The sequence below is a fragment of the [Ruminococcus] torques ATCC 27756 genome (assembly GCF_000153925.1).
Taxonomy (GTDB): domain Bacteria; phylum Bacillota; class Clostridia; order Lachnospirales; family Lachnospiraceae; genus Mediterraneibacter; species Mediterraneibacter torques.
This window is the reverse complement of sequence record NZ_DS264349.1, coordinates 24868-45280: the sequence shown is the minus strand read 5'-3', so window position 1 is coordinate 45280 and position 20413 is coordinate 24868. Positions and strand designations below refer to the sequence as shown.

Here is a 20413-nt window from a genome sequence, read left to right as displayed (position 1 = left end):
AGCTACATCGGAAGCTGTATAAGCGGAAGATGTGTTGAATAGATGGGGGCAAAAAGTTCATATATTAAAAAGGAGAAAATAACAATGGGAAAAATCAAAATGACGACACCGCTTGTGGAGATGGACGGAGATGAGATGACAAGAATTCTTTGGAAAATGATCAAAGACGAGCTTCTTATTCCGTATATTGATCTAAAAACAGAATATTATGATCTTGGATTAGAGCATAGAAACGAGACAGACGATCAGGTCACGGTTGATTCTGCAATGGCGACCAAGAAATATAAGGTTGCGGTAAAATGTGCTACAATTACTCCAAATGCAGCGCGCATGGATGAGTATGATTTGAAAGAGATGTGGAAAAGTCCAAACGGTACGATTCGTGCGATTCTTGACGGAACGGTATTTCGTGCTCCGATCGTGGTGAAAGGAATCGAGCCGTGTGTGAAGAATTGGAAGAAACCGATTACGATTGCAAGACATGCATATGGTGATGTATACAAAGGTTCTGAGATGAAAATTCCGGGAGCCGGCAAAGTTGAACTTGTATATACAGCAGAGGACGGAAGCGAGACGAAAGAGCTTGTACATAATTTTGACGGACCGGGTATTGTGCAGGGAATGCATAATATCAACCGTTCGATCGAAAGTTTTGCAAGAAGCTGTTTTTCTTATGCTCTTGATACAAAGCAGGATCTTTGGTTTGCCACAAAAGATACGATTTCCAAAAAGTATGATCATACATTTAAAGATATTTTTCAAGAGATTTATGACGCTGAGTTTGATGAGAAGTTCAAAGAAGCAGGCATTGAGTATTTTTACACGCTTATCGATGATGCGGTTGCCCGTGTAATGAAATCAGAAGGCGGATATATTTGGGCATGCAAAAACTACGACGGAGATGTGATGAGTGATATGGTGTCTTCTGCCTTTGGTTCGTTGGCGATGATGACATCTGTTCTCGTTTCACCGGAAGGATACTATGAATATGAAGCGGCTCACGGAACTGTTCAGCGCCACTACTATAAGCATTTAAAAGGGGAAGAGACATCGACAAACTCAGTGGCAACGATTTTTGCATGGACAGGTGCGCTTAGAAAAAGAGGAGAACTTGACGGCAATACCGAATTGATGGAGTTTGCGGATAAGTTGGAAAAAGCAACGATAGATACGATCGAGGCGGGAGAGATGACAAAAGATCTCGCATTGATCACAACGCTTGAAAATCCGACGGTACTCAACAGCGAGCAGTTTATTAAAGCAATCGCAAAGAGACTGTAATGATTGAAATAACAGAAAAATAAAAACATGTCCGCAGTGGTGGAAAAAGACCGCTGCGGGCATGTTTTTGTCTGGCGGAAATTAAATTTTGATCACCTTCTGCTTGTATTCATTTTGGAAGGCTGTTTTAAACTTATCGGTGACGACGGAAGTGTATAAATTAGATGCAAGCATGTCATTGCGAAGCATTTTGCGGCCTAGAGGAGGGATGGTTTCGGTTTCAGACAACCGGATAAGAAGCGGCAGTGAACTTTCTTTTGAAATGCGTGTGAGCAGTTTTTCCCGGTCTTTCCGAAAGCCTAAAAGGCGGGCGTAAAAATGATATCCGCCATCAATATATTCCTCTACGTCTGTTTTCTTTATTCCGAGCATTATATGAAGGAGTGCCCGGTTGATCCGTGTCTGCGTAAGTTCTCTTGTTTTTAGAAGGTCACAGAACTGTTTGTAGTTGAAAAAGTAATTAAGCCGGGAACAGATTCTGTTTGCCAGTTCTTCAGAGACATCCATGTATCGAAGCAGGTTTTCGGGATATTTGTTTAATAATTTGTATTTCAGGATAAGAGAAAAGTCGTTTTGATAAATCGGGTAAGAAACTTTGTGGCAATCTTTTAAAAGTTTCAGGCAGCACTGCGGCACTTGTGATTCCAATTCTCCGAAAATGTTAAAAGGGGCGGTGTCGTCAAAAGCTCCCTTTGGCAGATCGTCATATTTTCTTAAAGAAGATCCTGAATACGAAAGAAGAGAACGGATCGCCGATGCAGAACTTAAATTCTCTGTACTGAGTTCTTGGTCGTGATACCGGGCGCCTTTTCTGAGGATCGTATATGGTTTGATCGTGCTTTTTAATTTTCTGATCGCTTTTAGGTATTCGATTCCGAGAATATTATTAGGTTCATCTAAAAGAGCCGCAAAGTTTTTTTCCGGAAGATATTCTTTCAAAGCTTTTCTGCGTGCACACGGAAAGGAAAGTCCGTTTCTTAAATGTTTTTTTAAAAGAGAACGGTAATCTTTTGGCTCTTGACAGAGAAGGTCTGCAATTTCGGATAAAGCATCTAAATCTCCGCATTCACTCCCGAAACAAAGCGAGTCTACAATTTGAAGCTGGTCCAACAAAGCGACAGCGCTTTCGGCAAACAATTCTGCGCTTCCGGTAGAATAGCAGACAGGAAGTTCAAATACAGCGGAAGCACCGCATTCCAGAGCGGATTCGGCTCTTAAACGCTTTGGCATGACAGCCGGAACACCTCTTTGGACATAATCGCCGCTCATAACAACGATGACAGCGTCGGCACCGGTTGTACGTTTTGCCTGTTGGATATGGTAGAGATGTCCATTGTGAAATGGATTATATTCTGTAATAAGTCCTACAATTTTCATAAGAAACTCCTTGTATATCATTTTCTGCCATATTATACTATAAAAAGATGAATTTTTACAGTGGAATATGTAACGGTTCAGTCCGTGTTGTTCATAAAACCGCACTGCGTGCCTATTATGGCTGAATTGTTACAAAAAGATATCTTGGAAGATGAGGAGTTAGGCATGGATCAGGAAAACAGACTTGACGTAGAGCAGATGATCGAACTGCTTGAAAAGCATGATTTTAAAAAATTAAAGGAAGAACTGGAGTCTGTGCATCCGGTAGACATTGTAGATGCATTGGAAGAATTGGACAAAAAACAACGTATTTTGATCTTCCGTCTTCTGGCAAAAGAAGAAGCGGCGGAAGTGTTTACGGATATGAACAGCGACATGAGAGAAGATTTGATCAATGCGCTGACGGATTCGGAGTTGGAAGAAGTTATGGAAGAGATGTACGTTGATGACACCGTCGACGTATTAGAAGAAATGCCGGCAAATGTAGTGGATCGTCTTTTGATGGCAACGGATGAAGAGACAAGAAAGAAGATAAATGCGCTTTTGCAGTATCCGGAGGACAGTGCGGGCAGCATTATGAATATCGAGTATATCAGCCTTCGTAAAGAGATGACGGTTGCGGATGCTATTTTAAAGATTCGTCAGGTCGGTATTAATAAAGAGACGATTTATACATGCTATGTGACGGAAAAAAGAAGATTGATCGGCATGGTCGATGTAAAGGATCTTCTTACGGCAGGAGAGTCGAGACTGATAGAAGAGATCATGGATGAAAACGTGCTTTACGCCCGCACACTGGATGATCAGGAGCATGTGGCGAATATGATCAATAAATACGGATTAGTAGCAATTCCCGTAATTGATCATGAAGACTGTCTTGTCGGAATCGTAACAGTAGATGATGCGATGCTTGTATTGCAGGATGAAACGACAGAAGATATCAGTATTATGGCCGGTGTCAGTCCAAATGAAGATTCTTATTTTGAAACATCCGTTTTCCAACAGGCGAAAAACCGTACGCCGTGGTTGATGCTACTGATGCTTTCGGCAACGATCACGGGCGAAATACTGGGATATTATGAGCAGGCGATGGCTGCGATGCCGATCTTGATCACATTTATTCCGATGTTGATGGGAACGGGAGGAAACTGCGGATCTCAAAGCTCGACTCTGATTATTCGAGGTCTTGCGGTCGGCGAAATTGAGTTTTCGGATATTTTTAAAGTTATCTTTAAAGAGATCAGAGTGGCGCTTGTTGTCGGAACTCTTCTTGCGTTTGTGAACGGGGTAAGAATCTGTATTATGTATGATCGTAACATTATGCTGGCAGTTGCCCTTGGAATTACAATGATCGCAGTTGTAATGATGGCAAAGTGTATCGGGTGTATCCTTCCTCTTCTGGCAAAGAAGATCGGACTTGATCCGGCAATCATGGCGGCTCCGCTTATTACAACAATTCTTGATACATGCACAATCCTTGTTTATTTTAACATCGTAACAACGATGTTTAGGCTGTGAGGGTAAAAGAACGGAAGAAAAGAACAAAGGGAAGAGAAAACAAATAACAAAGGGCATAAGAAACCAAAGATTGATATTTTTATAACAATCATACAAAGATGAAAAGAAATTGTATAAAATTGTACTTAAAAATGCACATGGAATCCCCTTGTATACAAAATCCCTTTGCGTTATAATAAAAATATAATTGTGAAAAATGAAAGGTGGCTTTTAAATCATGGGATTTATCGATGAAATCAAGGCAAGAGCAAAAGCTGATAAAAAGGTGATTGTTCTTCCTGAGACAGAGGACGAAAGAACTTATAAGGCTGCGCAGACGGTCTTAAGAGAAGGGATTGCAGATTTGATTCTCGTAGGAAACGAAGAAGAAATCGAGAAAAATAAAGGCGCATATGATATTACAGGCGCTGTGATCGTTGATCCGGCTAAAAATGATAAAACAGAAGAGTATATTGCAAAGCTTGTTGAATTAAGACAGAAAAAAGGAATGACAGAAGAGCAGGCAAGAGAGCTCCTCCTGAATAATTATCTGTACTACGGCGTTATGATGGTGAAAATGGGAGACGCCGACGGTATGGTGTCCGGAGCATGTCATTCTACGGCGGATACACTTCGTCCGTGTCTTCAGATCTTGAAGACAAAGCCGGGAACAAAACTTGTATCTGCATTCTTTTTAATGGTTGTTCCTGACTGTGATATGGGAGCGGACGGAACGTTCATCTTCGGAGATGCCGGACTTGAGCAAAACCCTGATCCGGAAAAACTGGCAAACATTGCACTTTCTTCCGCAGAATCTTTCGAGACGCTGACAGGAAAAGAACCGATTGTAGCGATGCTTTCTCATTCTACAAAAGGAAGTGCAAAACATGCAGATGTCGATAAAGTTGTAGAAGCAACAAAGATCGCGCACGAACTTGCGCCGGAATTAAAATTAGACGGAGAGCTTCAGCTTGACGCCGCTATCGTTCCGGAAGTCGGAGCATCGAAAGCTCCGGGCAGTGAAGTGGCAGGTAAAGCGAACGTGTTGATCTTCCCTGATCTTGATGCCGGCAATATCGGATATAAACTTGTACAAAGACTTGGAAAGGCAGAGGCATACGGACCGCTTACACAGGGAATCGCAGCTCCTGTCAACGATCTGTCACGCGGATGCAGCGCAGAAGATATTGTGGGTGTTGTTGCAATTACGGCGGTGCAGGCACAGGCAGAGTAAGATCGAGTACATAGAGAGTTTCAGTAAAACTTTCTGTTTATATAGTTTATAAAAACAAAAATGGAGGAGAAGTAATGAACGTATTAGTAATCAACTGTGGAAGTTCTTCATTGAAATTTCAGCTCATTAACGCGGAATCAGAAGAAGTTTTGGCGAAAGGAATTTGTGAGAGGATCGGAATTGACGGACGTCTGACGTATCAGCCGGAAGGCGGAGAAAAAGAGGTGTCGGAAAAGGCGATGCCGACCCATACAGAGGCAATTCAGTTTGTGATTGAAGCTCTTACAAATCCGGAAACGGGTGTTGTTAAGAGTTTGGATGAAATCGGAGCTGTAGGACATCGTGTCGTACACGGCGGAGAAAAGTTTGCATCCTCAGTTGTGATTACAGAAGAAGTGAAGAAAGCGATAGAGGAATGTAATGATCTTGCGCCGCTTCATAATCCGGCAAACTTGATCGGTATTACAGCCTGCGAAAAACTTATGCCGAATACACCTATGACAGCTGTATTCGATACGGCGTTCCATCAGACAATGCCGGAAAAAGCATATATGTACGGACTTCCATACAATTATTATGAGGATTATAAGATCAGACGTTACGGCTTCCATGGAACAAGCCACAGTTTCGTATCTAAGAAAGCGGCGGAAGTGATGGAAAAACCGTATGAAGAACTGAAGACGATCGTATGTCATCTCGGAAACGGATCAAGTGTGACAGCTGTCATGAACGGACAATCTGTAGATACTTCTATGGGAATGACTCCGTTGGAAGGTCTTGTAATGGGAACACGTTCGGGAAATATCGATCCTGCGATCATGGAATTTATCGCAGAGAAAGAACATCTTGATATTGCAGGCGTGATGGACGTTCTTAATAAGAAGTCAGGTGTGTTCGGTATTTCGGGAGAACTCTCAAGCGATTTCCGTGATCTGACAAATGCGATGAATTCAGGAGATAAAAAAGCGAAGATCGCAATGGACGTATTTTCCTATAATGTTGCCAAATATGTCGGAGCATATGCGGCGGTAATGAATGGGGTAGACGATATTGTATTTACTGCGGGAATCGGTGAGAATGACGATTATGTAAGAGAACAGGTGTGTTCTTATCTGGGATATCTCGGAGTTGACTTTGATAAAGAGGCAAATACAGGTTTGAGAGGAAAACAGGCTGAGATTACAAAAGCGGGTTCAAAAGTAAGGGTATTTGTTATTCCGACAAATGAAGAGCTTGCGATTGCAAGAGAGACATTGGCGCTTGTAAAATAGTAAATGAGTTGAGTTGTCTTAAAGATCGTATGGAAAATACTATATTTTGTGTGTTTTCATGAAAATGACGGTTGACAAACAGAATTTACATGATATAATAATTCAGGTATGAATAGGAGTAAATAACAATGTTAATTAACCTATCAGACGTTTTGTCAGACCAGCATAAGACAGTTGAAGAGACTGTGCCGCTTACAATGGGAGAGATCCGGATGAAATTCGGGAAGTATCCGATTGTCGAGAGTGAGCCGGTTCATGTCCGGGTAGAACATGTCAGGGGAAAGGAAATGCTTATTTATGCAGATACCAGACTTGTGACGGTCATTCCCTGTGACAGATGCTTGGAGGATGTAAGATATGAATTTGCTTTAGATTTTGCAAAACATGTCGACATAGGTCTCTCCGACGCAGAACTGACAGAGGAGCTGGATGAATCAAACTTTATTGACGGATATCATCTTGACGTGGACAAACTACTCAGTAATGAGATCTTGTCGGGATGGCCGGAAAAAGTACTGTGCAAGGAAGATTGTAAAGGTCTTTGCCCGGTATGCGGTCAAAATTTGAATACAAAGTCCTGCGATTGTGAAGATACGGGGCTTGATCCTAGAATGTCAGTTGTCCGTGACTTATTTAAGAATTTTAAGGAGGTGTAACCTATGTCAATCTGCCCAAAGAATAAATCTTCTAAAGCAAGAAGAGATAAAAGAAGAGCTAACTGGAAGATGAGCGCTCCGAACCTTGTAAAATGCAGCAAGTGCGGCGAACTCATGATGCCTCACCGTGTATGCAAAGCTTGTGGCGCATATAATAAACGTGAGATTATTTCCGTTGACTAATCGTGAATTGAATGAAGAGGACGTAAAATATGATTTTACGTCCTTTTTTTATTGCTATGCGTATGATAAAAAGATGTCCGACGGACATTTTTTAGTTGATTTTTACAATAATATCAATTAGAATGATTTCAGTAGCGTTAGGAGGAATGAAGATGTCTGACATGACAAGAGTAGCGCTTGATGCAATGGGCGGCGATAATGCGCCGGTGGAGATGGTAAAAGGCGCTGTAGAAGCAGTACAAAAGCGGAACGATATTCAGGTTCTGCTCACAGGAAAAGAAGAGATATTGAAGGAAGAACTTGCAAAGTATACATATCCGGATGAAAAGATTCATATTGTGAATGCGACTGAAGTGATCGAAACTGCAGAGCCGCCGGTAAAAGCAATCCGCAGCAAGAAAGATTCCTCTCTTGTGACGGCAATGAAACTTGTCAGAAACGGTGAGGCAGACGCTTTTGTTTCGGCAGGAAATTCAGGCGCGGTTCTCGTTGGAGGACAGCTTCTTGTCGGCAAGATTAAAGGGGTAGAGCGTCCGCCGCTTGCGCCGCTGATTCCGACGCTGAAAGGAGTTTCCCTTTTGATCGACTGCGGAGCGAATGTAGATGCCCGACCGTCTCATCTTGTCCAGTTTGCAAAGATGGGATCTATCTATATGGAGAGCGTTGTAGGTAAGAAGAATCCTACGGTTGGCATTGTGAATATCGGCGCGGAAGAAGAGAAAGGGAATGCCCTTGTGAAAGAGACGTTTCCGCTTCTGAAAGAGTGTCCTGATATCAATTTTATCGGAAGCGTGGAAGCGAGAGAGATCCCCTATGGCGATGTAGATGTCATCGTATGTGAAGCTTTTGTCGGCAACGTGATCCTTAAGCTTTATGAAGGCGTTGCAGGGGCGCTTGTCAAGAAGATCAAAAGTGGTATGATGGCAAATCTGAAGAGCAAAATAGGCGGTCTTTTGGTGAAACCGGCCTTGAAAGATACGTTGAAAGATTTCGACACAAGCGAACATGGCGGAGCACCGCTGCTCGGATTGAAAGGTCTTGTTGTCAAAACACATGGAAGCTCGACATCAAAAGAAGTATGTAATTCGATTATTCAATGTGTGACATTTAAAGAGCAGAAGATCAACGAAAAGATAACGTCAGTTATTCAAAAAAATCAGGAAAATATTTAAAGATCAGGTAAGGAGAAGATATTATGGAATTTGAAAAGCTTCAAAAAATTATCGCGGAAGTTCTTAATTTAAGTGAGGAAGAGATTAGACCGGACAGTACATTTGTAGATGATCTCGGAGCAGATTCTCTTGATGTATTCCAGATCATCATGGGAATCGAAGAAGAGTTTGACATTGAGATCGATAATGAAGAAGCGGAGAAAATAACAACAGTTCAGGATGCTGTTGATCAGATCAAAAAAGCAGTGGAATAATTTGGTGTAAAATGAAAAAGCCCCTGTGGGCTTTTTCGTTTTACATGGAAAAGAAATAAAGGACGGTGCAAGACACCGGGAAAGAGTAGAAAATGCATAAGAAATTAAAAGAGTTAGAACAGAAGATAGGTTATCGATTCAGAAATTTTTCTTTTCTTGAACAGGCAATGATGCACAGTTCCTATACGAATGAGCATCGGATGGAAAAATACAGATGCAATGAACGTTTAGAGTTTTTGGGAGATGCGGTCTTAGAACTGATTTCCAGTGAGTTTTTGTTTCGGCAGTCTCCGAAAGTTCCGGAAGGAGAGCTGACAAAAACAAGGGCAAGCATGGTGTGTGAGCAGTCATTGGCTATGTGCGCGAGAGACATCGATCTTGGAAGCTATCTTCTTCTCGGAAAAGGGGAAGAGGTAACAGGAGGGCGTTTTCGTGATTCTGTGACTTCAGATGCACTGGAAGCTTTGATCGGAGCAATATATCTGGATGGTGGTTTTACTAATGCAAAAGAGTTTATACATCGTTTTGTTTTGACGGATCAGGAAGATAAGAAACTCTTTTATGATAGTAAAACTATCCTTCAAGAGATTGTTCAGGCTGAAAAACTAGGAGAGATAGAATATCATCTGATAGGCGAGGAAGGACCTGATCATAACAAATCATTTTCTGTGGAACTGACGATCCGGGGCAGGTCGTACGGTAAAGGCAAAGGAAGGACTAAAAAAGCGGCGGAACAGCAGGCTGCCTATGAGGCGATTCATGTGCTGAAAAAAAGATAAAGCAGGTGTTCTATGTATTTAAAAAGTATAGAAGTGCAGGGGTTTAAGTCCTTTGCAAATAAGATTAAATTTGACTTTCATAACGGAATTACAGGTATTGTCGGACCAAATGGAAGCGGAAAGAGCAATGTTGCGGATGCAGTTCGCTGGGTACTGGGAGAGCAACGGGTAAAACAGCTCCGCGGCGGTACGATGCAGGACGTAATCTTTTCGGGAACAGAGAACAGGAAACCGTTAAGTTATGCCTCTGTAGCGATCACATTGGATAATGCGGATCACAAATTGCCTGTTGATTATGAAGAAGTTACTGTGACGAGAAAGCTGTACCGTTCAGGAGAAAGTGAATATCTGATCAACGGAGCGTCCTGTCGGCTGAAAGATATTAATGAAATGTTTTATGACACAGGTATCGGTAAAGAAGGATATTCGATTATAGGTCAGGGACAGATCGATAAAATATTAAGCGGGAAGCCGGAAGAAAGAAGAGAATTGTTCGACGAGGCTGCCGGAATCGTAAAGTTTAAGCGGAGAAAAAACCTATCGGTAAAGAAACTTGAAGAAGAACGTATGAACTTAACCCGCGTAAACGATATTTTACAGGAACTGGAAAAGCAGTTGGGACCTTTGGAAAAACAGTCGGAAACAGCGAAAGAGTATTTAAAGAAAAAGGAAGAGTTAAAGACATATGATATTAATATGTTCCTTTTGGAAGAAGAGAGGATCCGTGACTGTTTAAAAGAAACACAAAAGAAACTGGAGATCGCATCATTAGAATTAGAAGAGTCAAATATCAGTTATGATAAGATGAAAACGGAGTATGAGGCGATTGAAGAGGAAGTAGAAGAGATCGACCTTGCAATCGAAACTGCAAAAAATCGTTTGAATGAAACAAATTTACTGAAGCAGCAACTGGAAGGTCAGATCAATGTATTGAGAGAACAGATCAATACGGCTCGTATGAATGATGAGCATTATGATAACCGGTTGAATACCGTCCAATCGGAAATCAATATGAGAAAAGAGCAGAAAGCGTCTTTTGAAGAAGAAAAGAAAAATCTTTCGGAAAAGCTGCGTGAAGCGTCGCAGGCAGATACGGTTGTAAAAAAACGACTGATCGATGTGCAGACACAGATTGCGGAGCATACAGAAGAGATCGAACAGCGGAAACAGGAAATTATGGATCTTCTTGGAAACAGAGCTTCTACGAAAGCAAAAATCCAACATTTTGATACAACGAGAGATCAAATATCAACAAGAAAATCCGTGCTTGCAAGAAATATTTTAGAAGTGTCGGCAAAGGCGAAAGAGCAGGAAGAGCAGCTGCATGAACATGAAGAGCGGTTGTCTGAGATTCAAGATAAGATTCGGCTCTATAATATGCAGATTACCGAAAATGAACAGAAGATACAAAAACTTCAAGAAGAGTTAAATGTCAGACAGGAAAAATTGAATGTCGGACGAACAGCATATCACAGAGAGGCATCCAGGCTGGAATCACTGAAAAATATTACGGAGCGTTATGATGGATATGGAAACAGTATCCGTAAAGTGATGGCAAATAAGGATAAAAATCCGGGATTGATCGGCGTTGTTGCAGATATTATCAAAGTCGATAAAGAATATGAGATTGCGATTGAGACTGCTTTGGGCGGAAGTATTCAAAATATTGTTACGGATAATGAAGATACAGCCAAGAAAATGATTTCTTTTTTAAAGACGAATAAGTTCGGCCGGGCAACATTTTTGCCGCTTACAAGTATGAGAGGCGGAGGCGGAATTCGCAATGAAGAAGCGCTTAAAGAACCGGGAGTGATCGGTACGGCAGATAAGCTTGTTTATGTAGAGGCGCGTTTTACCGGACTGGCAGAGCAGTTGTTAGGAAGAACCCTTGTCGTTAGAACGATCGATGACGGAATTCTCATTGCAAGAAAATATAAGCAGTCGATTAGACTTGTTACTTTGGAAGGAGAATTGATCAATCCGGGAGGATCGATGACGGGAGGCGCATTTAAAAATTCCAGCAACCTGCTGAGCAGAAGACGAGAGATCGAAGAATTTGAAAAGACGGTAGCCATGCTGAAAAAAGATATGGATGCCGCCGAGGCAGATGTAAGCAGGATTAAATCTGAACGCGCGGGATGCTACAATATGGTAGATGATATCCGTCAGGAACTCAGAAAGGCATCGGTCATCGAAAATACAGCGAAGATGAATGCCGAGCAGACGAAGACGCGTATGGAGGAGGCAAAACAAAGCTGTGCAGGTTATGTCGCAGAACAAGGAAAGCTTGAAAGAGAGTTAGGAGAGATAATAGAGAACGAAGAGTCGATCAGGATGGAACTTGAGGTATCTGAAAATTTAGAAAAAGAACTCAATCTTCGGATCGAAGAACTTCATGCTCTGCTTGAAAAAGAAAGAGATACGGAGAGTGAACAGCTTAAGATCTCAGAAGAATCACATTTATCTTTGGCAGGAATGGAACAGCAGAATCTTTTCGTATCGGAAAATATTTCACGTATTGAAGAAGAGATCGTCAAGTTTCAGGCAGAACTGGAAGAATTGGATAAAAATAAAGATTATGCGTCAGATGAGATTAAGGAAAAGGAAGACAAGATAAAAGAGCTTCGGGGAACGATTGATAATTCAAGAGAATTGTTTGATGAAATTGAAAAAGAAATAAAAGAACAGACAGAGGGAAGAGATGCATTAAACAGGAAGCATAAACAGTTTCTGCAAATGCGGGAAGACTTGTCAAAACATATTTCGGCTCTCGATAAAGAATGTTTCCGCCTGGACAGTCAAAAACAATCTTACGAGGCGGCGTCTGAAAAGCAGATGAATTATATGTGGGAAGAATATGAGATCACATACAATCATGCGATGAAGCTTCGTGACGAAAATCTGACGGATCTTGCGTATATGAAGCGTCAGATACAAGAGTTGAAAAATGAGATCCGAAAACTCGGCACAGTCAATGTCAATGCGATTGAAGATTTTAAAAATATTTCCGAAAGATATGCATTTTTGAAAAATCAGCATGACGACCTTGTCGAGGCGGAGCAGACGCTGATGCAGATCATTGATGAATTAGATGCTGCAATGAGAAAACAGTTTGCCGAGCAGTTTTTAAAAATAAAAGAAGAGTTCAACACAGTGTTCCGACAGTTGTTCGGAGGCGGAAAAGGAACATTGGAGTTGATGGAAGATGAGGATATTTTGGAGGCGGGAATCCGTATCATTGCCCAGCCGCCAGGGAAAAAACTTCAAAATATGATGCAGCTTTCCGGCGGCGAAAAAGCGTTGACGGCAATTTCTTTATTATTTGCGATCCAGAATTTAAAACCGTCGCCGTTTTGTCTTCTTGATGAGATTGAAGCGGCGCTGGATGATAATAACGTGACCCGCTTTGCACAATATCTGCATAAACTGACGAAAAATACGCAGTTTATCGTAATTACGCATCGTAGAGGAACGATGACGGCAGCAGATAGACTGTATGGAATCACGATGCAGGAAAAAGGCGTTTCAACGCTTGTTTCAGTCGATCTTTTGGAAGATAAATTGGATCGCTGAGAATTGATAAAGGAATCAGAGAAAGGAATTAATTAGATAAATGGAAGAAAAAAAAGGATTTTTCAGGCGTCTTGTATCAGGTCTTGCAAAGACAAGAGATAATATTGTATCCGGGATGGACAGTATTTTTCATGGCTTTTCAAAAATAGACGAGGAGTTTTATGAGGAGCTGGAAGAGACGTTGATCATGGGCGATCTCGGAGTACACTCTACAATGGAAATATTAGAAGACCTCCGGGCAAAAGTAAAAGAAAGACATATCAAAGAACCGATTGAGTGCAGACAATTATTGATTGACAGTATCCGGGAACAAATGGATGTAGGAGAGACGGCATATGAGTTTGAAAACAGAACATCTGTCGTGTTTGTGATCGGAGTAAACGGAGTCGGGAAAACAACTACGATCGGAAAACTGGCGGGAAAGTTGAAAAGTCAGGGGAAAAAGGTTGTTTTGGCGGCAGCCGATACTTTTCGTGCTGCGGCGGGAGAACAGCTTCGAGAATGGGCGAACCGTGCCGATGCAGATATGATCGGAGGGCAGGAAGGAGCAGATCCGGCAGCTGTAATCTATGACGCGGTAGCTGCGGCAAAAGCACGTCATGCAGATGTGCTTCTCTGTGATACGGCAGGAAGACTTCACAATAAAAAGAACCTGATGGAGGAACTTAAGAAGATCAACCGTGTGATCGACAGAGAGTATCCGGAAGCTTTTCGGGAGACACTTGTCGTATTAGATGCGACAACAGGACAAAATGCTTTGGCACAGGCAAAAGAGTTTAATGAAGTGGCAGACATTACAGGTGTTATTCTTACAAAGATGGACGGAACGGCAAAAGGTGGAATTGCAGTTGCGATTCAGGCAGAACTTGGAATTCCCGTAAAATATATCGGAGTCGGAGAGACGATAGACGATCTTCAGAAATTTGATGCAGATGAGTTTGTAAACGCATTGTTTTACAGAGAGGATGAAGAAAAATGATGACATTGGAGAAATTTGAAGAAGCCAGCGAGCTTGTAAAAAAAGTGACGAATTCTACAAAGCTTGTGTACAGTGATTATTTAAGCGAGCAAAGCGGAGGAAAGGTTTATTTAAAGCCGGAAAATATGCAGCATACCGGAGCATACAAGATCAGAGGAGCTTATTATAAAATCAGTACGTTATCGGATGAAGAACGAGGCAGAGGACTGATCACGGCATCGGCGGGAAATCACGCTCAGGGCGTTGCCTTTGCCGCAAAAAAATTTGGCTGTAAAGCAGTTATCGTTATGCCTACGGTTACACCTCTTATAAAAGTGAACCGTACAAAGAGCTACGGCGCGGAAGTGATCCTGCACGGAGATGTCTATGACGATGCTTATGCCTATGCGTGTGAGCTGGCAGAAAAAGAGGGATATACGTTTGTACATCCGTTTAATGACATAGATGTAGCAACAGGCCAGGGAACGATCGCAATGGAAATCGTTCAGGAACTTCCGACTGTTGATTACATTCTTGTTCCGATCGGAGGAGGCGGACTTGTTTCCGGCGTTGCGACGCTGGCTAAGATGTTGAATCCGAAAATAAAAGTAATCGGAGTAGAACCGGCAGAGGCGGCAAGTATGAAAGCGGCGCTTGCGGCAGGCGAAGTCGTACAACTTGAAAGCGCCAATACGATCGCGGACGGAACGGCCGTGAAAGCTGTAGGAGATAAAATTCTGCCCTTTGTTAAGGAAAATGTAGACGACGTTCTTCTTGTAGAAGATGATGAATTGATCGGCGCATTTCTTGACATGGTAGAGAATCATAAGATGATCGTTGAAAATTCAGGTCTTTTGTCAGTAGCGGCATTGAAGCAGCTTGACTGCAAAGGGAAAAAGGTAGTCTGTGTATTAAGCGGCGGTAATATGGACGTAATTACGATGTCATCTATTGTACAGCATGGATTGATCCAACGCGACAGGATTTTTTCTGTATCTGTACTTCTTCCTGACAAACCGGGTGAACTTGTCCAGGTGGCGCAGACAATCGCAGAAGCTCAGGGAAATGTAATTAAGCTGGAGCATAACCAATTTGTAAGTACAAACAGAAATGCGGCAGTAGAGCTTCGTATTACGATGGAGGCATTTGGAACAGAACACAAGCAGGAGATACTAAAAGCATTAGAGAAAAAAGGATACCGTCCGAGATTGATCGGTGCTAAACTGTATTAAGTTTGCAAAGCGGTGAGGGATACATTTGGAAACTATAAAAACGGTACAGTCTCAAGATAAAAGAATCTTTTGACTGTACCGTTTTTATAGCTCTAAGTTTCATTGTATAGCAAACAAACATTCAAGCGCCGGTCTTTTAAAATCAATTAGTTACAATATATTTTATACTGTATGCACGATCAAATCTGTTCGCCGCGGGCATATTTTTCAAGCAGAGCATGAATTTTGTCTGTCGGATTCATTACAGCACCGATTGTAATATCGTGATTAAGAGAATCAATGATCAAAGCGAGAAACTTACTCATATCTGCTTTTACGAAATATGGTTTTTTGTATAATTCTGCAGGCAGATATGTAAGGTTTGTCGTAATAACTTTATTGATATATCCCTTTTCATAGTATTCGTCAAATTTTTCAAATCCTTCGGTGAATAAACCAAAAGTTGTACATACAAATACACGGCCTGCTTTTCTTTCTTTTAACTGTTTTGCGACATCAAGCATACTTCCTCCGGAAGCGATCATATCATCTACGATGATAACATCTTTTCCGGCAACGTCATCGCCGAGAAATTCATGAGCCACAATCGGATTCTTACCATTGATGATTGTAGAATAGTCACGGCGTTTATAAAACATTCCCATATCGACACCGAGAATATTGGAAAAATAAACGGCGCGGTGCATCGCTCCCTCATCAGGGCTGATGATCATAAGGTGATCTTTATCGGGGATAAGATCAGGAACGGCGCGAAACAGCGCTTTCATAAATTGGTACGGCGGATTGAAGCTGTCAAATCCGCTTAGAGGGATCGCGTTTTGTACGCGGGGATCGTGGGCGTCAAAAGTGACGATGTTTGAAACTCCCATTGCGTTTAATTCTTCAAGAGCAAGCGCACAGTCAAGAGATTCGCGTTTTGTACGTTTGTGCTGGCGGCTTTCGTACAGGAAAGGCATAATGACGTTAATACGCTTTGCTTTGCCGGTTGCAGCGGAGATGATTCGTTTCAGGTCCTGGAAATGATCATCAGGAGACATGTGGTTTAGATGTCCGTTTACAGTGTAAGTAAGGTTGTGGTTGCAAACGTCGGTCATGATGAAAAGATCTGTTCCCCGGATAGTTTCTTTAAGAAGTCCTTTTGCTTCTCCTGTGCCAAAACGGGGACAGCAGCAGTCTACGAGATAGTTGTTTGACTTGTAGTTTACATACAGAGAAGATTCGGATACTTCGTTGATTGTATTTTCACGAAAAGAAACAATATAATCATTTACTTTTTGTCCGAGTTCTCTGCAGCTTTCCATTGCAATGAGTTTTAGCGGTGCGGCCGGAAGAGTTTTTTCTAAAAGTTCGATATTTGACATAGTATTCTCCTGTTAAATAATAGTATAAATTGAGTTTTAAGCCGGAGCATAGAAAAATGCAAACGACTTTACAGCACTAGAATCATATCATTTTTCAGCCTGAAATTCAAGCGCCGCTTCTTTTGTATGTATGTTGTATTGGTGAAGTACAGTCTTTGCGAAGAGGTTTAAATGTGTTATAGTATGTGATAGAATGAACAGCAAATAAGGGGAATAACAAATGACAGGAAAAAAACATGAGCATATTGTCAAATCAATCATGCCCGGCAGTATTGCGGAGGAATTAGGCATTGAACCCGGAGATAAACTTCTTTCGATCGACGGTCAGGAGATTGAAGATATTTTTGATTATCAGTTTTACGTGGAAGACGAAGAAATCGTACTTTTGATTGAGAAACAGGACGGAGAACAGTGGGAGCTTGAGATTGAAAAAGATGCAGACGAGCAGCTTGGAATAGAGTTCGGGCAGGGGTTGATGGATGAGTATCGTTCCTGCCGGAATAAGTGCATGTTCTGCTTCATCGATCAGATGCCGGAGGGAATGAGAGATACTCTTTATTTTAAAGACGATGATTCAAGATTGTCTTTTTTACAGGGAAATTATGTGACGCTTACAAATATGAGTGATCATGATATTGAGCGGATTATTAGGTATAGGTTAGAACCGATCAATATTTCGTTTCAAACGACGAATCCACAACTACGCTGCAAGATGCTTCACAATCGTTTTGCGGGAGATGCGCTGAAAAAAGTAGACAGACTTTTTGAAGGCGGTATTGAAATGAACGGACAGATCGTACTGTGCAAAGGAGAAAACGACGGGGCTGAGCTGGAACGTTCTATTAAAGACCTGACGGCATATATTCCGCTTCTTCGAAGCGTTTCTGTCGTTCCGGTAGGGCTTACAAAGTTCAGAGACGGTCTGTATCATTTAGAGCCGTTTACGAAAGAGGATGCCAAAGAAGTATTATCAGTTATACACAAATGGCAGGATCGCATTTATGAGCAGTACGGAATTCATTTCATTCATGCAGGGGATGAGTGGTATTTGCTCGCAGGACAGGAGGTGCCGGAGGAAGAGCGGTATGACGGATATCTTCAGTTGGAAAATGGGGTCGGAATGCTCCGTCTTCTTTTTGAAGAATTTACAGAAGGGTATAAAAGCCTTACAGGAGACGAGCGGCAGGAAGAACTGTCGATTGCCACAGGAAAGCTGGCATATCCTTATATAAGCGCCATGGCGGAAAAGATAGAAGAGAAATTTCCTAATTTGGAAATTCATGTCTTTTCTATCCGAAACGACTTTTTCGGAGAACGCATTACTGTGTCCGGACTGATCACGGCGCAGGATCTGACAGCGCAGCTTAAAGGAGAGCGTCTTGGCAGCAGACTGCTCATTCCGTGCAATATGTTAAAGACAGATGAAGATGTGTTTCTTGATGATTTTACGGTAAGACAAGTATCCGACGCTTTACAAGTGCCTATTGATATTGTAAAATCAAGCGGACAGGATTTTATAGATGCGGTGATCGGAGAAAAACAGACAGATCCGGACTGCAAAACCGAAAGATTGATTTGAAAGGAAAATAATATGAGTAAACCAGTAGTTGCCATTGTCGGCCGCCCGAATGTCGGAAAGTCAACCCTTTTTAATGCTTTGGCAGGAGAGATGATTTCTATTGTGAAAGATACTCCGGGAGTGACAAGAGACAGGATTTATGCGGATGTGACATGGCTTGATAAAGAATTTACAATGATCGATACAGGCGGTATAGAACCGGACAGCAAAGACATCATTTTATCACAGATGAGAGAGCAGGCTCAGATTGCGATTGATACGGCGGATGTTATTATTTTTATAACTGATGTGAAGCAGGGACTTGTGGATGCGGATTCTAAAGTCGCGGACATGCTCAGAAGATCCGGAAAGCCGGTTGTCCTTGTTGTAAATAAAGTGGATAATTTTGACAAATATATGGCAGATGTATATGAGTTTTATAATCTTGGTATCGGGGATCCGGTTCCGATCTCGGCAGCATCCAGATTGGGACTTGGCGATATGCTTGACATTGTCGCGGAAAACTTTCCGGAAGGAAGCGCTCAGGCGGAAGATGATGACCGCCCGCGGGTTGCGATCGTAGGGAAACCGAACGTCGGAAAGTCGTCGATTATCAATAAACTGCTCGGAGAGAATCGAGTAATCGTCTCGGATATCGCGGGAACAACAAGAGACGCCATTGATACTGAGATTCTTCATAACGGAAAAGAATATATTTTTATTGATACGGCAGGACTTCGCAGAAAGAATAAAATCAAAGAAGAACTGGAACGCTACAGTATTATCCGTACGGTAACAGCCGTGGAAAGAGCAGACGTAGTGCTTATGGTTATCGATGCGACAGAAGGAGTGACGGAGCAGGATGCAAAGATTGCGGGAATTGCTCATGAACGTGGAAAAGGCGTGATCATCGTTGTGAACAAATGGGATGCGATTGAGAAAAACGACAGAACGATGCGTGAGTATGAAAGCGATATCCGTCAGGTGCTTTCTTATATGCCGTATGCGGAAATTATGTATGTATCCGCAGCAACCGGTCAAAGATTGAACCGGTTATATGATATGATCGATATGGTTATCGAGAATCAGACACTTCGGATCGCAACCGGAGTTTTAAACGAGATTATGACAGAAGCAGTGGCAATGCAGCAGCCTCCGTCAGATAAAGGAAAAAGACTGAAGCTTTATTATATTACGCAAGTTGCGGTAAAACCTCCGACTTTTGTTATCTTTGTAAACGATAAGGAATTGATGCATTTTTCATATACGCGGTATTTGGAAAATAAGATCAGAGAAGCGTTTGGTTTTAGAGGAACTTCCCTGAAATTCTTTATAAGAGAACGGAAAGAAAAGGGGTAAAGAAATATGGAACGATTGATCTGTCTTGCGGTCGGATATGTGTGCGGTCTTTTTCAGACCGGATATCTGGTCGGTAAGATGAACCATATAGATATCAGAAAAGAGGGAAGCGGAAATTCGGGAACGACAAATGCTCTTCGTGTGCTCGGATGGAAAGCGGGGATCTTCACTTTTCTCGGAGATGTTTTAAAATGTGTGGCTGCATATTTTATTGTACGTTTTATGTATCGGGGGAGCGATTGTCTTCCGTTGCTTGTAATGTACGCAGGGGCAGGAGTGACTCTCGGACATAACTTTCCGTTTTATATGAACTTTAAAGGCGGAAAAGGAATTGCGGTTATGGCAGGACTTGTCTTTATTAACAGTGTGTGGCATATGCCGCAGAGTCTTTTTCTTATACTTGTTACGGCATTATTCTTTTTTATTCCTGTGATCGTGACAAGGTACATATCTGTCGGTTCTCTTTGTGCATACACAGCATTTTTAATTGAAATGATCCTATTTGGACAGTGGGGATGGTTCGATATGGAAGCAGGCTACTGTTATGAACTATATGGGATCGCAGTTCTTTTGACTGCATTAGCATGGTATCGCCATAGAGAGAACATAAAGCGTCTGGTCAAAGGAACAGAAAATAAATTCGGTTCAAAAAGAAAGGGGCATTGATT

17 protein-coding genes are annotated in these 20413 nt (G+C 41.9%); 15 read left to right on the top strand and 2 right to left on the bottom strand.

Going from position 1 to position 20413, the window contains the following annotated elements; genetic code table 11:
* The first annotated feature begins 84 nt into the window (after positions 1-84).
* Positions 85-1281: an NADP-dependent isocitrate dehydrogenase gene (locus RUMTOR_RS05680; RefSeq protein WP_009242599.1), complete on the top strand. Its 1197-nt coding sequence runs from the start codon at positions 85-87 to the stop codon at positions 1279-1281.
* 81 nt (positions 1282-1362) lie between these two features.
* Here the strand turns inward: RUMTOR_RS05680 and RUMTOR_RS05675 are convergent, their stop codons facing one another.
* Complete coding sequence (locus RUMTOR_RS05675) at positions 1363-2658, bottom strand: nucleotidyltransferase (RefSeq protein WP_009242600.1); 1296 nt, start codon at positions 2656-2658, stop codon at positions 1363-1365.
* Between the two features lie 165 nt (positions 2659-2823).
* On the opposite strand from RUMTOR_RS05675, the gene mgtE reads away from it, so the two are divergent.
* The 11 genes from mgtE (at position 2824) to ilvA (ending at position 15467) form a co-directional block, all read left to right on the top strand.
* Positions 2824-4176 carry a magnesium transporter gene (mgtE, locus tag RUMTOR_RS05670; protein ID WP_009242601.1) on the top strand — a complete coding sequence of 451 codons (1353 nt, stop codon included), beginning with the start codon at positions 2824-2826 and terminating at the stop codon, positions 4174-4176.
* Between the two features lie 217 nt (positions 4177-4393).
* Positions 4394-5389, top strand: coding sequence for a phosphate acetyltransferase (pta, locus tag RUMTOR_RS05665; protein WP_004846207.1), 996 nt, complete (start codon positions 4394-4396; stop codon positions 5387-5389).
* Between the two features lie 74 nt (positions 5390-5463).
* Entirely contained in the window at positions 5464-6660 is a 1197-nt protein-coding gene (locus RUMTOR_RS05660) for an acetate kinase (protein ID WP_004846206.1), read from the top strand.
* 128 nt (positions 6661-6788) lie between these two features.
* A complete protein-coding gene (locus RUMTOR_RS05655) occupies positions 6789-7316 on the top strand; it encodes a YceD family protein (protein ID WP_004846205.1) in 528 nt (175 codons plus the stop codon).
* Positions 7317-7319: 3 nt separating this feature from the next.
* Complete coding sequence (gene rpmF, locus RUMTOR_RS05650; protein ID WP_004846204.1) at positions 7320-7499, top strand: 50S ribosomal protein L32; 180 nt, start codon at positions 7320-7322, stop codon at positions 7497-7499.
* A 152-nt stretch (positions 7500-7651) separates the two neighbouring features.
* Positions 7652-8671 carry a phosphate acyltransferase PlsX gene (gene plsX, locus RUMTOR_RS05645; protein ID WP_009242604.1) on the top strand — a complete coding sequence of 340 codons (1020 nt, stop codon included), beginning with the start codon at positions 7652-7654 and terminating at the stop codon, positions 8669-8671.
* A gap of 23 nt (positions 8672-8694) precedes the next feature.
* Complete coding sequence (acpP, locus tag RUMTOR_RS05640) at positions 8695-8925, top strand: acyl carrier protein (RefSeq protein ID WP_004846202.1); 231 nt, start codon at positions 8695-8697, stop codon at positions 8923-8925.
* A 92-nt stretch (positions 8926-9017) separates the two neighbouring features.
* On the top strand, positions 9018-9704 hold the full coding sequence (gene rnc / locus RUMTOR_RS05635) for a ribonuclease III (protein ID WP_004846201.1): 687 nt from the start codon (positions 9018-9020) through the stop codon (positions 9702-9704).
* Between the two features lie 12 nt (positions 9705-9716).
* Positions 9717-13277: a chromosome segregation protein SMC gene (gene smc, locus RUMTOR_RS05630; protein ID WP_004846200.1), complete on the top strand. Its 3561-nt coding sequence runs from the start codon at positions 9717-9719 to the stop codon at positions 13275-13277.
* A gap of 40 nt (positions 13278-13317) precedes the next feature.
* Positions 13318-14256, top strand: coding sequence for a signal recognition particle-docking protein FtsY (ftsY, locus tag RUMTOR_RS05625; RefSeq protein WP_004846199.1), 939 nt, complete (start codon positions 13318-13320; stop codon positions 14254-14256).
* Positions 14253-15467 (top strand): threonine ammonia-lyase, encoded by a 1215-nt coding sequence (gene ilvA, locus RUMTOR_RS05620; protein WP_004846198.1) that lies wholly within the window; start codon positions 14253-14255, stop codon positions 15465-15467. The genes ftsY and ilvA overlap by 4 nt, the downstream gene beginning before the upstream one ends.
* Before the next feature lie 179 nt (positions 15468-15646).
* On the opposite strand, the gene RUMTOR_RS05615 is transcribed toward ilvA, so the two are convergent.
* Positions 15647-16828, bottom strand: coding sequence for a ribose-phosphate pyrophosphokinase (locus tag RUMTOR_RS05615; protein WP_004846197.1), 1182 nt, complete (start codon positions 16826-16828; stop codon positions 15647-15649).
* 220 nt (positions 16829-17048) lie between these two features.
* On the opposite strand from RUMTOR_RS05615, the gene RUMTOR_RS05610 reads away from it, so the two are divergent.
* The 3 genes from RUMTOR_RS05610 to RUMTOR_RS05600 are packed head-to-tail and all read left to right on the top strand — an operon-like array spanning position 17049 to position 20411.
* Positions 17049-18407 (top strand): DUF512 domain-containing protein, encoded by a 1359-nt coding sequence (locus RUMTOR_RS05610; protein ID WP_004846196.1) that lies wholly within the window; start codon positions 17049-17051, stop codon positions 18405-18407.
* Between the two features lie 12 nt (positions 18408-18419).
* On the top strand, positions 18420-19745 hold the full coding sequence (gene der, locus RUMTOR_RS05605) for a ribosome biogenesis GTPase Der (RefSeq protein ID WP_004846195.1): 1326 nt from the start codon (positions 18420-18422) through the stop codon (positions 19743-19745).
* Positions 19746-19751: 6 nt separating this feature from the next.
* Positions 19752-20411 (top strand): glycerol-3-phosphate acyltransferase, encoded by a 660-nt coding sequence (locus RUMTOR_RS05600; RefSeq protein WP_004846194.1) that lies wholly within the window; start codon positions 19752-19754, stop codon positions 20409-20411.
* Positions 20412-20413 lie beyond the last annotated feature (2 nt).